The organism is Chromobacterium sp. ASV23 (assembly GCF_016428945.1).
GTDB classification, from domain to species: Bacteria; Pseudomonadota; Gammaproteobacteria; order Burkholderiales; family Chromobacteriaceae; genus Chromobacterium; species Chromobacterium sinusclupearum.
Genome location: NZ_JAELTR010000042.1, coordinates 1 through 13613, shown reverse-complemented (window position 1 = coordinate 13613; position 13613 = coordinate 1). Strand labels below are relative to the sequence as shown.

At 64.9% G+C, this 13613-nt stretch carries 16 protein-coding genes; 4 read left to right on the top strand and 12 right to left on the bottom strand.

The window, feature by feature from the left end; genetic code table 11:
* Positions 1–11: 11 nt before the first annotated feature.
* Genes JHD59_RS15845 through JHD59_RS15825 form a run of 5 tightly spaced genes read right to left on the bottom strand, consistent with a single transcriptional unit; the run spans position 12 to position 1946 of the window.
* Positions 12–428 (bottom strand): CopD family protein, encoded by a 417-nt coding sequence (locus JHD59_RS15845; protein WP_199154932.1) that lies wholly within the window; start codon positions 426–428, stop codon positions 12–14.
* Between the two features lie 7 nt (positions 429–435).
* Positions 436–585, bottom strand: coding sequence for a hypothetical protein (locus tag JHD59_RS15840; protein ID WP_199154931.1), 150 nt, complete (start codon positions 583–585; stop codon positions 436–438).
* On the bottom strand, positions 582–983 hold the full coding sequence (locus JHD59_RS15835; RefSeq protein ID WP_368671600.1) for an MmcQ/YjbR family DNA-binding protein: 402 nt from the start codon (positions 981–983) through the stop codon (positions 582–584). The genes JHD59_RS15840 and JHD59_RS15835 overlap by 4 nt, the downstream gene beginning before the upstream one ends.
* The gene (locus JHD59_RS15830; RefSeq protein WP_199154930.1) at positions 947–1768 is read right to left on the bottom strand and encodes a M48 family metallopeptidase; all 822 of its coding nucleotides are present in this window, start codon (positions 1766–1768) and stop codon (positions 947–949) included. The genes JHD59_RS15835 and JHD59_RS15830 overlap by 37 nt, the downstream gene beginning before the upstream one ends.
* Positions 1769–1781: 13 nt before the next feature.
* On the bottom strand, positions 1782–1946 hold the full coding sequence (locus JHD59_RS15825) for a rubredoxin (protein ID WP_103317287.1): 165 nt from the start codon (positions 1944–1946) through the stop codon (positions 1782–1784).
* Positions 1947–2020: 74 nt separating this feature from the next.
* Here JHD59_RS15825 and JHD59_RS15820 point away from each other — a divergent pair, with 74 nt between their 5' ends.
* Together JHD59_RS15820 and thiE are read left to right on the top strand one after the other, a co-directional pair.
* Positions 2021–2866, top strand: a complete 846-nt coding sequence (locus JHD59_RS15820) for a hydroxymethylpyrimidine/phosphomethylpyrimidine kinase (RefSeq protein WP_199154929.1) — start codon at positions 2021–2023, stop codon at positions 2864–2866.
* Positions 2850–3473, top strand: coding sequence for a thiamine phosphate synthase (gene thiE, locus JHD59_RS15815; protein ID WP_199154928.1), 624 nt, complete (start codon positions 2850–2852; stop codon positions 3471–3473). The genes JHD59_RS15820 and thiE overlap by 17 nt, the downstream gene beginning before the upstream one ends.
* On the opposite strand, the gene JHD59_RS15810 is transcribed toward thiE, so the two are convergent.
* From JHD59_RS15810 to zwf, 6 genes are all read right to left on the bottom strand, one after another.
* Positions 3460–3834: a hypothetical protein gene (locus JHD59_RS15810; RefSeq protein ID WP_199154927.1), complete on the bottom strand. Its 375-nt coding sequence runs from the start codon at positions 3832–3834 to the stop codon at positions 3460–3462. The genes thiE and JHD59_RS15810 overlap by 14 nt on opposite strands.
* Before the next feature lie 158 nt (positions 3835–3992).
* Positions 3993–5636: a glucose-6-phosphate isomerase gene (pgi, locus tag JHD59_RS15805; protein WP_103317295.1), complete on the bottom strand. Its 1644-nt coding sequence runs from the start codon at positions 5634–5636 to the stop codon at positions 3993–3995.
* Between the two features lie 11 nt (positions 5637–5647).
* Positions 5648–6496 carry a transcriptional regulator HexR gene (gene hexR, locus JHD59_RS15800; RefSeq protein WP_043627289.1) on the bottom strand — a complete coding sequence of 283 codons (849 nt, stop codon included), beginning with the start codon at positions 6494–6496 and terminating at the stop codon, positions 5648–5650.
* Positions 6489–7535 (bottom strand): glucokinase, encoded by a 1047-nt coding sequence (locus JHD59_RS15795; RefSeq protein ID WP_106075393.1) that lies wholly within the window; start codon positions 7533–7535, stop codon positions 6489–6491. The genes hexR and JHD59_RS15795 overlap by 8 nt, the downstream gene beginning before the upstream one ends.
* Positions 7516–8193: a 6-phosphogluconolactonase gene (pgl, locus tag JHD59_RS15790; RefSeq protein ID WP_106075392.1), complete on the bottom strand. Its 678-nt coding sequence runs from the start codon at positions 8191–8193 to the stop codon at positions 7516–7518. The genes JHD59_RS15795 and pgl overlap by 20 nt, the downstream gene beginning before the upstream one ends.
* A 124-nt stretch (positions 8194–8317) precedes the next feature.
* Positions 8318–9796 carry a glucose-6-phosphate dehydrogenase gene (gene zwf / locus JHD59_RS15785; protein WP_199154926.1) on the bottom strand — a complete coding sequence of 493 codons (1479 nt, stop codon included), beginning with the start codon at positions 9794–9796 and terminating at the stop codon, positions 8318–8320.
* A 255-nt stretch (positions 9797–10051) separates the two neighbouring features.
* On the opposite strand from zwf, the gene edd reads away from it, so the two are divergent.
* Both edd and JHD59_RS15775 read left to right on the top strand, forming a co-directional pair.
* Positions 10052–11884, top strand: a complete 1833-nt coding sequence (gene edd / locus JHD59_RS15780; RefSeq protein ID WP_199154925.1) for a phosphogluconate dehydratase — start codon at positions 10052–10054, stop codon at positions 11882–11884.
* A 63-nt stretch (positions 11885–11947) separates the two neighbouring features.
* Positions 11948–12574, top strand: coding sequence for a bifunctional 4-hydroxy-2-oxoglutarate aldolase/2-dehydro-3-deoxy-phosphogluconate aldolase (locus JHD59_RS15775; protein WP_103317304.1), 627 nt, complete (start codon positions 11948–11950; stop codon positions 12572–12574).
* A gap of 304 nt (positions 12575–12878) precedes the next feature.
* On the opposite strand, the gene JHD59_RS15770 is transcribed toward JHD59_RS15775, so the two are convergent.
* Complete coding sequence (locus JHD59_RS15770) at positions 12879–13223, bottom strand: hypothetical protein (RefSeq protein ID WP_146042063.1); 345 nt, start codon at positions 13221–13223, stop codon at positions 12879–12881.
* Between the last annotated feature and the right edge of the window lie 390 nt (positions 13224–13613).

Below are 13613 nucleotides of genomic sequence, written 5' to 3'. Positions count from 1 at the left end.
GATTTCCCGGCTCAGAATGGCTTGACCACAACCAGGATCACCACCGCCAGCAAGACCAGCACCGGCAGTTCGTTGAATACGCGGAACCAGACATGGCTCTTGCGGTTGCCGTGGTTGGCAAAATCGTGGTACAGCTTGCCGCAGTAGCCGTGATAGGCCACCAGCAGCGCCACCAGCGTCAGCTTGGCGTGCAGCCAGCCGCCGGCAATGCCGAAACCCAACCACAGCGCCAGGCCGGTGGCCAAGGCCAGCGCGGCCAGCGGCGTCATGAAGCGCAGCAGTTTTCTCGCCATCAGCAGCAGGCGGTCGTACTCGGGGCCTGGCGATGCCATCGCCAGGTTGACGAACAACCGCGGCAGATAGAACAGGCCGGCAAACCAGGACACCACGAAGAAGATGTGGAAGGCTTTGAGGTACAAATAGCTCACGTTGGCTTTATCCAGTAGATGATGAGGGGCCGCGCAGGCCGATCAGCTTGTCCCATGGGTCTTGCAGCGGGCACAGGCAGAGGCCGTTTTCGATGGCCATCGGGCCGCGGCACAGCGCTGACAAATGCCGGATGCATTGCTCGATCGAGGCATTCATGCCTGCGCCTCGTACTGACAGCGCAGCGCCTTCGGTAGTTTCCGCAATACCCGCTCGCGCGAGCCGGCGATGCCCTGGCGGATATCGTCTGGGCTCAGCGCGTCCGTCGACCACACCTGCACCCAGCGCGCCCGCGCCAGATACGGCGCAGGCCGCACGCCGGGCAGGCCGCTGGCCATCAGGAAGTCTTCGTCGGCCACCTTGTAGCTGAGCGCGTCGCAGCCGCACGCCAGAAACATCTTGCCGCCTATGCTGACCACCCGTTCGCTGCCCCATTTGACGTCGAAGCTGGCGCCGGGGAGCGAGCAAGCGTATTCCAGCAGCGCGTCGAGCAGGGCGGGAGACAGGCCGGCCATCGCGCTCAGGCTTTGCGGCCGGCGGCCTGGTACAGCGGCCACACCTGCGGGATGTGGGCCTGCAGGTCGCGGATGCGGGTGGGGCCGGACGGGTGGGTGGACAGGAATTCCGGGCCGCTGCCGTTGCCGGCCGCCTGCATCTTCTGCCACACATTGACGGCGGCGTTGGGGTCGTAGCCGGCTCGCGCCATCAGCTCCAGGCCCATCACGTCGGCTTCGGATTCCATGGTGCGGCTGTGCGGCTTGTTCAGCGTCACGTCGGTGACCATGGACGCCAGTTTCAGCTGATCGGCGCTGAAGCCGGCCAGCACGCCCACCAGCGACAGGCCCACTTGCTGCATATAGGCCTGGCTCATGTTCTCGCGCGTGTGCTCGCGCAGGGCGTGCGAGATCTCGTGGCCCAGCACCGCCGCCAGTTCGGCGTCGGTGAGTTTCAGCCGCTTGACGATGCCGGTGTAGACCATGATCTTACCGCCGGCCATGGCGTAGGCGTTCATGTCGTCGGTGGTCAGCACGTTCACTTCCCAGCGCCAGTTGCGGGCGTCTGGGCGGAAGGCAGGCGTTTGGGCGATCAGCCGCTGCGAGATCAGGCGCACGCGCTTGGTCAGCGCGGCATCGGTATTGAGCCGGCCGGCCGCGCGCGCTTGCTGCAGCTGCTGCGCGTAGGCCTGGGCCGACATCTGTTCCACGTCGCGGCTGGACAGCAGCATGCTCTGGCTGCGGTTGACGCCGACGGCGCCGCCCGAGGTGGTGACCACCTGGGCGCATGAGGCCAGAGCGGCGGCCAGCAGCGCGCCGCCCAGCCAGCGTTTCCAACGATTGCGCATCATGTTTGCCCGGTCAGATTTCCACCATCTGGAAGTCGTCCTTGCGGGCATCGCAATCCGGACAGGTCCAGTTGGGCGGCAGGTCCTCCCAGCGGGTGCCCGGCGGAATGCCGTCTTCCGGGCGGCCGGCGGCCTCGTCGTAGATGAAACCGCAGATCAGACACATCCAAGTACGCATCGCTTCGCCCCCTTGATCGGATAAAATGGGTATTCTAAATCTTGCCAACGCAATAAGACAGAAGAGGTTCACCCTTGACCACTCCCGCCACTCCTCCCATGGTGTTGACACTGGCCGGTTCCGACCCGTCCGGCGGCGCCGGCATCCAGGCCGACATCCTGACGCTGGCCAGCCTGGGCTGCCATCCCCTGTCGGTGATCACCGCCATTACGGTGCAGGATACCGTCGGCGTCAATGACTTGATGGTGCTGGATTCGGACTGGGTCAACGATCAGGCCCGCTTCCTGATGGAAGACATGCCGGTGGCGGCGTTCAAGATCGGCATGCTGGGCAGCGTGGAAAACGTCGCCGTGGTGGCGCAGCTGATCGCCGACTACCCGGACATCCCGGTAGTGCTGGACCCAGTGCTGGCCAGCGGCGGCGGCCACGACCTGGCCGACGAGGACGTGATCTCGGCGATGCGCGACATGCTGATCCCGCAGGTGTCCATCCTGACGCCCAACAGCCTGGAAGCGCGCCGGCTGGCCAGCAACGATCCGGACGAGGACGAGGAGCTGACGCTGGATCAGTGCGCCGAGCGCATCATGGCGCTGGGCGTGCCCTATCTGCTGATCACGGGCACCCATGAAAATTCCAAGGAAGTGATCAACAGCCTGTACGGCCAGGACGGCGTGGTGCGTTCCGACCATTGGGAACGGCTGCCCGGCAGCTATCACGGCTCCGGCTGCACGCTGGCTTCGGCCATCGCCGGCATGCTGGCCACCGGCTTGTTGCTGCCGGAGGCGGTGCGCGAGGCCCAGGAATACACCTACCAGACGCTGCTGAACGGCTTCCGTCCCGGCATGGGCCAGTTCCTGCCGGACCGCATGTTCTGGGCGCGCGGCGAGGACGAGGACGAGGCCGATGCCGCCAAGGGTTGAGGGCTTGTACGCCGTCACGCCGGACGGCCTGGACGACGCGCGTCTGTTTGAACTGGCGGCGGCGGCCCTGGCTGGCGGCGCGTGCGCGCTGCAATACCGCGACAAGAGCGGCGACGCCGCGCGGCGGCTGCGTCAGGCGGCGGCTTTGCGCCGCCTGTGCGGCGAGCATGGCGCGCTGTTCATCGTCAACGACGATGTGGCGCTGGCGCTGCAAGTCGGCGCGGATGGCGTGCATCTGGGGCGGGACGATGGCGACATCGCCGCCGCGCGGGCCGCGCTGGGGCCGGACGCCGTGATCGGCGCTTCATGCTACAACCGGATCGAACTGGCGCGCGCGGCGCTGGCGGCCGGGGCCAGCTATGTGGCGTTTGGCGCGGTGTTTCCATCGCAAACCAAGCCTGAGGCCGTCGTTGCGCCGCTGGCGCTGTTGGCCGAGGCGGCGGCGCTGGGCGCGCAGACGGTGGCGATAGGCGGCATCACGCCGGCCAATGCGGCACAGGCGGCGGCGGCCGGGGCGGGCGCCATCGCGGTGATAGGTGGCCTGTTCGACGCGCCGGACATCGGCGCGGCGGCGCGGGCGCTGGCGGGCTGCTTTACAGAACGGTGATGTCCGCCAGGCGGTAGGCCACCGCCGGGCTCTCCTGGCAGAACACGCGCGCCTGCACGGTAACCGCATGGCCTTTGAGCCGGGCCATGTCTTCCTGGCTCAGCGCCAGGCTGGAGACGCGCCGCGCGCCGCAGGCGCCGGCATCGTCAAGACGGATAGGTTGGCGCAGCTTGAGGTGGTAGGTCTCGGAAAACGTGCCTTCGGCCTTGCTGCCGGCGGCGACGGGGCCGATGACGGTCCCGCTGAGGGTGATGGGGGCGGCGTGGTCGCCATCGACGCGGAGCAGCCGCCCGGCGCTATGGCCGGGCAGGCTGGCAGCCAGCATGAAGCCGGCCAGCACGGTACTGCAGAACTGACTCATCCCGATAGATCTTCTTGTGTCCGTTATTCTTGTTCAGACTTGGCACCATTTCACCAGCGTTCACTTTGTCGGACAATCGGGGTTATCCCCAATCCGTTTTCCCCAGAAAAAATCCCCCGCCATTTGGCGGGGGATTTTGTTTGATCGCAAGTTAGGCTTCAGGCATTGGCCTTGCGGTACAGCTCGATCAGGCGGCGGGTGGAGCAGTCGTGCTCGGCGTGCGACAGCTTGCCGGTCAGCTCGGCGTGGATGGTCTTGGCCAACTGCTTGCCCAGCTCCACGCCCCATTGGTCGAAGCTGTTGATGTGCCAGATCACGCCTTGGACGAAGATCTTGTGCTCGTACAGCGCGATCAGCGAGCCGAGGTTGCGCGGGTCGAGGCGGCTCATCAGCAAGGTGTTGGTCGGGCGGTTGCCGCCGAATACCTTGTGCGGCACCAGCGCTTCCAGCTCCTCGCCCTTCAGCCCCTGTTCGGTCAGCTCGGCGCGCACTTCCTCGGCGGTCTTGCCGCGCATGAAGGCTTCGGCCTGGGCGAAGACATTGGCCAGCAGGATCTCGTGGTGGCCCGGCAGGCTGGAGCGGTTTTCCAGCGAGGCGATCAGGTCGATCGGCGAGATGTGGGTGCCCTGGTGCAAGAGCTGGAAGAAGGCGTGCTGGCCGTTGATGCCGGTTTCGCCCCAGATGATGGGGGCGGTTTCATAATTGACCGGCTGGCCGGACAGCGTCACCTGCTTGCCGTTGGACTCCATGTCCAGCTGCTGGATGAAGGCCGGCAGGCGGTGCAGGTACTGGTCGTACGGCGCGATCACATGGCTGCCGCCGCCGTAGTAGTTGATGTACCAGATGCCTATCATGGCCAGCAGTACCGGCATGTTCTGCTCGAACGGCGCGTTCATGAAGTGCTGGTCCATGATGTGGGCGCCGTTCAAGAGCTCGGTGAAGTTCTCCTCGCCCAGGTACAGCATGATGGGCAGGCCGATGGCCGACCACAGGCTGTAGCGGCCGCCCACCCAGTTCCAGAATTCGAACATATTGGCCGGATCGATGCCGAAGTCCGCCACCGCCTTCTGGTTGGTGGACACGGCGACGAAGTGCTTGGCTACCGATCCTTCGTCGCGCGAGTGCGACAGGAACCACTCGCGGGCGGTCAGGGCGTTGGTCAGCGTTTCCTGGGTGGTGAAGGTTTTGGACTCCACCACGAACAGCGTGGTTTCCGGGTGGACCTTCTTCAGCGTTTCCTTCAGCTGCGCGCCGTCCACATTGGAGACGAAGTGCATGTTCAGGCGCGGATGGCCAAACGGCTTCAGCGCGCTACAGACCATCAGCGGGCCGAGGTCGGAGCCGCCGATGCCGATATTGACGATGTCGGTGATGGGCTGATTGGTGAAGCCCAGCCAGTCGCCGGAGCGCACGGCGTGGGCGAAGCGGCCCATCCGCTCCAGCACCGAATTGACCTGCGGCATCACGTCCTCGCCATCGACGATGATGGGCGAGTTGGTGCGGTTGCGCAGCGCGATGTGCAGCGCGGAGCGGTGCTCGGTGCGGTTGAGCTTCTCGCCCTTGAACATCGATTTGATGCGCGCCGGCAGGCCGGCTTCGCGCGCCAGCTCCATCAGGCCCATCAGCGTGGCGTCGGTGATGCGGTTCTTGGAATAGTCGAGGAACAGTCCGCCCACTTCCAGCGAGTAGCGCTCCGCTCGCTCCGGATCGGAGGCGAACAGGTCGCGCATGTGCAGGTGCTTGGCTTCGGCAAAGTGGTCCCACAGGGCTTGCCAGGCTGGGAGTTCGGTCAGTTCACTCATGATATCTCGTCCTATTCCGCTTGTTTATTGTCCAGCCTGCGGTTCTTCAGGCTGTGCTTGGTTTTTTCCAGCTGGCGGATCAGTCCCGGTCCGCGGCGCAGGGCCACGCTGACCGCCAGGATGTCTATTTGCACCAGATGCACGATGCGCGAAATCATCGGGCTGTAGGTTTCATTGTCTTCCAGCGTGTCGGCGATCAGCGACACGGTGGCGCGGCGCGCCAGCGGCGAGCCGCTGGTGGTCAGCGCGATGACTTTGGCGCCGGCGGACAGCGCCACGTCCACCGCTTCCAAGAGCTCCATGGTGCGGCCGGAGCTGGAAATCGCCACCAATACGTCGTCCGGGCCCAGCACCGACGCCGCCATCATCTGGATGTGGGTGTCGGAATAAGCCACGGTGGGGATGCCGAAACGGAAGAACTTGTGCTGGGCGTCGGCGGCGATGATGCCGGAGTTGCCCAGGCCGTAGAATTCGATGCGATGGGCGTCGGTCAGCAGCCGCACGGCGGCTTCTATGGCCTGCGGGTTGACGTCGTTGCGGCACTTCAGCAGCGCCGACACGGTGTTGTCGAACACCTTGGCCACGATTTCGGACGTCGGGTCTTCCGGGCGCACGCTGGAGTGGACGTAGGGCACGCCGGTCACCAGGCTGCCGGCCAGCTTCAGCTTGAAATCGGGCAGGCCGGAACAGCCGACGGTGCGGCAGAAACGGATCACGGTGGGCTGGCTGACGCCTGCGCTCTTGGCGATGTCGGCCACGGCGGCCTGGATCACCGTGTAGGGCTGTTCCAGCACCAGCTCGGCCACTTTGCGCTCGGCCGAGGACAGCATCTCCAGTTGGCCACGGATGCGATCAAGCATGCATGTCTCCTGCTGAGCCGCCGCGAGGAGAGGTGGAAACGTCCACCGGGGAAGGGTCGCTGCGCGGCGCCAGATGGTCCGCCAGGTAGGCGGCCACGCCCTGCAGGGCGGGATAGGCGCTGGTGATCAGGTAAACCGGGATGTCGGCCAAATAGCCGGACATCCGTCCCTTGTCCTCGAAGCGGCGGCGAAATGGGGATTGTTCAAAAAAACCGCTTAGACGCGGCACAATACCACCACCTATGTATACCCCGCCACGGGCACCGAGCGTCAGGGCCAGATTTCCGGCGGCGGAGCCCAGCGCGCCGCAAAAGATTTCCAGGGTTTCGCGGCAGCGCGCGTCGCGCCCGGCCAGCCCTTGCGCGCTGATCCAGGACGGCTCGCGCGGGGCGTCGTCCTCGCCGTCGCGCTCGCACAGCGCCTGATGGATCAGGCTGATGCCGGGGCCGGACAGCAGGCGTTCGGTCGAGACATGGCCGAAGCGCGCGGCGGCGTAGCGCCAGACCACGGACTCGCGCTCATCCAGCGGCGCGAACGAGACATGGCCGCCTTCGCCGGCCAGCGCGCGCCAGCCGCCGGGGTGCGGCACCAGCGCCGACACGCCGAGGCCGGTGCCGGGGCCGATCAGCGCCAGCGGCGAGTCCGGCCGCGGCGCGCCGCCGCCGATTTGCGTCAGCTCCTTGGCGGGCAGCTTGGGCAAGGCCAGCGCCAGCGCGGTGAAGTCGTTCAGCAGCAGCAAGGTGGACAAGCCCAGCGCGCGGCGCGCGGCTTCAATCGAAAACGACCAATGGCAATTGGTCATGGTCACCCGGTCGCCGTTCAGCGGATTGGCGATGCCGATGGCGGCATGGGCGACGCGGCGGGCGCCGGTTTGGGCCAGATAGTCGCGCAGCGCGTCTTCCAGCGTCGGGTAGCGCGCGGTGGGCAGCGTCAGGATGTCCTCGATGACGCCGGGGCCGGTTTCCAGCGCGAAACGCGCGTTGCTGCCGCCGACGTCGCCGAGCAGGCGCGGCCAGGTTTCAGGCAGACCAGTAGACATCGAGCGGCACCTTGTCTTGTGCCAGGAAGTGGCTGATCGGCAGCGTGTCGCTGACGGCGCGGCTGGCGGCTTCCAGTATTTCGCGCTTCTTGGCGCCCTGGATGGACAGGATCAGGCTGCCCGATTGCAGCAGCGCGGCGTAGCTCATCGATATGCGGCGGTGCGGCGCCGTCTGCGGCGTCACGGCGAGGATGGGGTGCGCGTTTGCCGGGTCCAGGCCGGCGGCCAGCTCCGGCGCGCCGGGGAATAGCGAGGCGGTGTGGCCGTCTTCGCCCATGCCCAGGATGGCGACATCCGGCGCGACAAAGTCGCGGCAGGCGGCGGCCACTTCGGCGTCGATGTCCTTGGCTTCGCGCACCAGCGGCAGGAAGCGGGCCGGTGCGGCGCGGTTCTGCAGCAGATGGGCGCGGACCAGGCCGGCGTTGCTGTCCGGGTGGTCCGGCGCGACGAAGCGCTCATCCACCAGGGTGACGGTGATGCGCTTCCAGTCTATGGCCATTTCCGCCATCAACTGAAAGAAAGGGATCGGGGATTTGCCGCCTGACACCGCCAGCACGGCGTTGCCGCGGCTTTCGATGGCGGCCGATAAACGCGAGGCCACGCTGTTGGCCAGGGCGTCGGTCTGTTGCTTGGCTTCCGGAAATTCCAACCAGTTCATGGGCGTACCTCGTTGATTTCTGTATAGGGCGGAAGCCCGGCGTGGCCGGGCGTTCCGCCGCAACGTGCCTGTCGCATGGAAAGCAAAAAGGCGGAACGCCCCCGCAGGGGGCTTCCGCCCTACCTTAACACTCCTCGTGCCAGCTGATGCCGTCGCGCGACAGCAGCGCGCTGGAGGCGGCCGGGCCCCAGCTGCCGGCGGTGTACTGCTTGGGCGGATTGTTGGTGCTGGCGGCCCAGGTGTCCATGATCGGCTCCACCCAGCGCCAGGCCTCGATCAGCTCGTCGCGGCGCATGAACAGCGCCAGCTTGCCGCGGATCACATCCAGCAGCAGGCGTTCGTAGGCGTCGGCGCGGCGCACCTTGAAGGCTTTGTAGAAGTCCAGGTCCAGGTAGGCCGGCTGCAGGCGCATGGTGTCGCCCGGTTCCTTGGCCAGGAAGTACAGGCGGATGCTTTCATCGGGCTGCAGGCGGATCACCATGCGGTTGGCGTGGTGGCAGCCGCCCAGCGGGCCGGCAAATACCTGGTGCGGCACGTCGCGGAAGTTGATGACGATTTCCGCCAGACGTTCCTGCATGCGCTTGCCGGTGCGCAGGAAGAAGGGCACGCCGGCCCAGCGCCAGTTGTCGATCTCGGCCTTGATGGCGACGAAAGTTTCGGTTTGGCTGTGTTGCGGAATGCCGGCTTCTTCCAGATAACCCACCACCGGCTGGCCGCCCACGGCGCCGGCCTTGTACTGGCCGCGCACGGTCTTGGTGGCGACTTCCTGCTCCGTGAACGGGCGCAGCGCCTTCAGCACTTTCAGCTTCTCGTCGCGGACGGCGTCGGCTTCCAGGTTGGCCGGCGGCTCCATGGCCACGATGCACAACAGCTGCAGCAGGTGGTTCTGCACCATGTCGCGCAGCGCGCCGGTGCCGTCGTAGAAGTCGCCGCGGCTGCCCACGCCCAGTTCTTCGGAAATGGTGATCTGCACGTCGTGGATCCACTCGCGGCGCCACAGCGGCTCGAACAGCGCGTTGGCGAAGCGGATGGCCATCAGGTTCTGCACCGACTCCTTGCCCAGGTAGTGGTCGATCCGGTACAGCTGGTCTTCCTGGAAGAAGCGGGCCACGTCGTCGTTGATCTCGTTGGACGAGTCCAGATCGGTGCCCAGCGGTTTTTCCAGCACCACGCGCACGTTGTCGCGGTTCAGGCCCACGGCGGCCAGGTTTTCGCAGATGCCGGCGAACAGGTTCGGCGCGGTGGCCAGGTAGCACACCACCACCTTGCCGGCGTCGTTGCCGATCTTCTCGGCCAGCGCCGGGAAGTCGGCCGCCTGCGAGGCGTCCACTTTCAGGTAGTCGACGCGGGCACAGAAGCTCTGCCAGGCCGCGGCGTCGAAGTGAGCCTTGATATGGATGCGGGATTGTTTCTCGACGGAAGCCAGGTAATCGTCGCGGCTCAAATCCTTGCGGCCCAGCGCCAGGATGCGGCCCTGCTCATTGAGCAGGCCGGCGGCGTGCGCCTGATAGAGGGAAGGCAGCAGCTTGCGCATGACCAGATCGCCGGCGCCGCCGAACAGCACCATGTCGAAGGCAGGGGTAGGGGTAGAACGAGTCTCCATCCTGATCTTCCATCTCGAAGTTTAATTAGATGTAGTTATATTACCATCCAGCCACTTGATGTCTACGGCAAAGCCGCGGACAGAGCCGCTTTTGCAACACCTTTTGCCTTGGCTCAAAATTTGGGGCGATTTGCTGGAAATCGTTCTTGGAAAAGAGGATAGTCGCCACTAGACGCTGCGGGCGCTACGTAGTTCGCCTTGCGTTTTGCGTGTAGTAAAACTACTATTTGCATCAATTCAACACGGAACGTCACCATGGCTTTGCATCCCACCCTGTCCGCCGTTACCGACCGCATCATTGCGCGCAGCCAGCCGCGCCGCAGCGCCTACCTGGCTCGCGTGCGCGCCGCTGCCCAGCAAGGCCGGGTGGAGCGGGCCCATCTGTCGTGCACCAACCTGGCCCACGCCTTCGCGGCGATGCCTGATACGGTGAAAATCCACTTGAAGGAAGAGCACCGCCCCAATCTGGCGATTGTGTCTTCCTACAATGACATGCTGTCGGCTCACCAGCCGCTGGCCGCCTTTCCGGCCTGGCTGAAAGAGGCCGCGCTGGCGGCCGGCGCCACCGCCCAGTTCGCCGGTGGCGTGCCGGCGATGTGCGATGGCGTCACCCAGGGCCAGCCCGGCATGGAGCTGTCGCTGTTCAGCCGCGACGTGATCGCCATGAGCACCGCCGTCGCGCTGTCCCACCAGATGTTCGACGCCGCCCTGTACCTGGGTGTGTGCGACAAGATTGTACCGGGCCTGATGATAGGCGCGCTGAGTTTCGGCCATCTGCCGGCGCTGTTTGTTCCGGCCGGTCCGATGACGACCGGCATCGCCAATGACGAAAAGGCCAAGGTGCGCCAGCTGTACGCCGAAGGCAAGGTAGGCCGCGACGCGCTGCTTGAGTCGGAGTGCCAGTCTTACCACGGCCCCGGCACCTGTACCTTCTACGGCACCGCCAACTCCAACCAGATGCTGATGGAGATCATGGGCCTGCACCTGCCGGGCGCCGCCTTCGTCAACCCGAACACCCCGCTGCGCGAGGCGCTGACCCGCGCCGCCGCGGCCCAGGCCGCCAAGATCGCCGCCCAGGGCGAGCAGTTCACCCCGGTGGGCGAGATGATAGACGAGAAGTCCATCGTCAACGCCATCATCGGCCTGCTGGCCACCGGCGGCTCCACCAACCACACCATGCACATCGTGGCCATCGCCCGCGCGGCCGGCATTGACGTCAACTGGGACGATTTCGACGAGCTGTCTGCCATCATCCCGCTGCTGGTGCGCGCCTACCCCAACGGCAAGGCCGACGTGAACCACTTCCACGCCGCCGGCGGCATGGGTTTCGTGATCCGCGAACTGCTGTCTGCCGGGCTGCTGCACGAAGACGTGGGCACGGTGATGGGCCGCGGCCTGTCGCGTTACACGCAGGAACCGTGGCTGGACAACGGCGAGTTGAAATGGCGTGATGCGCCCGCCGTCAGCGGCGACGACAGCGTGCTGCGCACGGCTGCCAATCCGTTCTCGGCCGATGGCGGCCTGAAGTTGATGGCCGGCAATATCGGCCGCGGCGTGATCAAGGTGTCGGCGGTGAAGGCCGAGCACCGCGTGGTGGAAGCCCCAGCGGTGGTATTCCATGACCAGAACGACATGCTGGCGGCGTTCAAGCGCGGCGAGCTGGAAAAAGACTTCGTCGCGGTGATCCGCTTCCAGGGCCCGCGCGCCAACGGCATGCCGGAACTGCACAAGCTGACCCCTGCGCTGACCATCCTGCAGGAGCGCGGCTTCAAAGTGGCGCTGGTGACCGACGGTCGCATGTCCGGCGCGTCCGGCAAAGTGCCGGCCGCCATTCATGTGTCGCCGGAAGCGCTGTCCGGCGGCGCCATCGGCAAGATCAAGGATGGCGACCTGATCCGCGTCAACGCCGAAACCGGCGAACTGGCGGCCCTGGTGGACGCCGCCGAATGGGAAGCGCGCGAGCAGGCTCAGGCCGATCTGGCGCACAATGAATACGGCATCGGCCGCGAGCTGTTTGCGGTGTTCCGCCACGTGGCCGACCATGCCGAGGCCGGCGCGATGAGCTTCCGCCATCCGGACTGGAACTGACCCGGTTAACCGATTTTGCAGCGCGCCGCGCGACCACGCGGTGCCCGCTAACAGGAGATTGAAATGGATGCTTTGACTGTATTGCGCCAAGGCCCGGTGGTGCCGGTGATCATCGTCAACGACGCTGCCGTGGCGGTGGACCTGGCCCATGCCCTGGTGGCCGGCGGCATCAAGGTGCTGGAAGTGACGCTGCGCACCAAGGCCGCGCTGGCTGCCATGCGCCGCATGCGCGATGAAGTGCCGGAAGCTATCGTCGGCGCCGGCACCCTGCGCAACCGCGCCCAGCTGGAAGCGGCGGTGGACGCCGGCGCGCAATTCGGCATCAGCCCGGGCTTCACCGGCGAGCTGGCCTCGGCCGCGCGCGCGTCCAACCTGACGTTGATCCCCGGCATCGCCACGCCGTCCGAAGCCATGTGGGCGCAGGACGAAGGCTTCAACACGCTGAAGCTGTTCCCGGCCGAGGCCGTGGGAGGCGTCAAGCTGCTGAAGTCGCTGGCCAGCCCCTTCCCGGACCTGCGTTTCTGCCCGACCGGCGGCATCGACATCAAGAAGGCGCCGGAATACCTGGCCCTGCCCAATGTGCTGGCCGTAGGCGGCAGCTGGCTGACGCCGGACGACGCCATCGCCGCCCGCGATTGGGACCGCATCACCCAGCTGGCGCGCGAGGCAACCCAGCTGGCGCGCAGCTGATCCGCCTACCTGCACATCACACTCCAACCGCCCTGCAGCCGCTGCTGCAGGGCGGTTTTCATTGTGCATGAGAATATATAAATAACGTTTTCAGCTAATTATTTTGTTCCAAATCTTTTTTGGGGGATTCACTCTAATCTTCCATGCCAGACTTGCGCAAAGAATTGTGAAGTGCCGACTTGGCCATGGCGGGCATATGGCATTGCTGCAGGGAGGGCTTGGCAGGTGAGATTGTCTATTGACTGCATTTTTTTTGGAAAATTGAACTAACTTTCGATTTTATGCATTATTTTATGTGATTTATTTAATGATTTTTGATATATCTTGCTGTTTTTATTTTATGTTTCGCAGACAAGAATAGACAAAATTGTTGCGAAAATGCACGAAATAATGCCTGCGTGTTACAAACATTTTCCATTTTTATTTCATGCTGATACATTTTGTTTAATGCCTTGAGCATTAAACAAAAATAGTGGTCTGCAATCGAGAAAAGGGAAATGTGATGACACGGACGCAAGTTCCATGGCGTCTCAGCGCATTGGCGCTGGGCGTTGGCTTGATCGGCGCGCTGGCAGGATGCGGCGGCGGCGGCGGGGATAGTGGCACCAGCAATAGCAACACCAGCAATTTGGCGGGTAGCGGCAACCAACTTACGCTGGATGTGTTTGGCGCGCGCGGCGGCACGCTGGCTGCTGCCAGCGGCAATTGCCCAGGTGGCGCAACGGTGAATTGGACCACTCCGGGCCAAGCGGCACCGGTGAGCGGTAATTATATTGATGATCCCAATCCGTCGCAGCCGCTCACTGTCAGCGTCAGTTGCGGTGGAGTGTCCGCCACTCAGACCTTGGCTCCGCAAAACGTGTTTGCCTCGTCTTCGGTTTTTGCCGTGACCAATCCCGATGGCACGCTGGCGGTATGGGGCAGCAGCCGTTTGGGCGGCGACACGTCGGTATTGAAGGTCCAGCCGCAAAATGTAGTTAAGGTGGTCGGTAGCGAGCGCGCCTGGGCCGCGTTGCAGTCCGATGGCACCGTGGTGACC

Coding starts and splice junctions, on each gene's coding strand:
- JHD59_RS15830 (WP_199154930.1), bottom strand. CDS start 1,768: ATGCGCAATCGTTGGAAACGCTGGCTGGGCGGCGCGCTGCTGGCCGCC.
- thiE (WP_199154928.1), top strand. CDS start 2,850: ATGCCGCCAAGGGTTGAGGGCTTGTACGCCGTCACGCCGGACGGCCTG.
- JHD59_RS15840 (WP_199154931.1), bottom strand. CDS start 585: ATGAATGCCTCGATCGAGCAATGCATCCGGCATTTGTCAGCGCTGTGC.
- zwf (WP_199154926.1), bottom strand. CDS start 9,796: ATGGAGACTCGTTCTACCCCTACCCCTGCCTTCGACATGGTGCTGTTC.
- hexR (WP_043627289.1), bottom strand. CDS start 6,496: ATGCTTGATCGCATCCGTGGCCAACTGGAGATGCTGTCCTCGGCCGAG.
- pgi (WP_103317295.1), bottom strand. CDS start 5,636: ATGAGTGAACTGACCGAACTCCCAGCCTGGCAAGCCCTGTGGGACCAC.
- JHD59_RS15775 (WP_103317304.1), top strand. CDS start 11,948: ATGGATGCTTTGACTGTATTGCGCCAAGGCCCGGTGGTGCCGGTGATC.
- JHD59_RS15795 (WP_106075393.1), bottom strand. CDS start 7,535: ATGTCTACTGGTCTGCCTGAAACCTGGCCGCGCCTGCTCGGCGACGTC.
- pgl (WP_106075392.1), bottom strand. CDS start 8,193: ATGAACTGGTTGGAATTTCCGGAAGCCAAGCAACAGACCGACGCCCTG.
- edd (WP_199154925.1), top strand. CDS start 10,052: ATGGCTTTGCATCCCACCCTGTCCGCCGTTACCGACCGCATCATTGCG.
- JHD59_RS15810 (WP_199154927.1), bottom strand. CDS start 3,834: ATGAGTCAGTTCTGCAGTACCGTGCTGGCCGGCTTCATGCTGGCTGCC.
- JHD59_RS15825 (WP_103317287.1), bottom strand. CDS start 1,946: ATGCGTACTTGGATGTGTCTGATCTGCGGTTTCATCTACGACGAGGCC.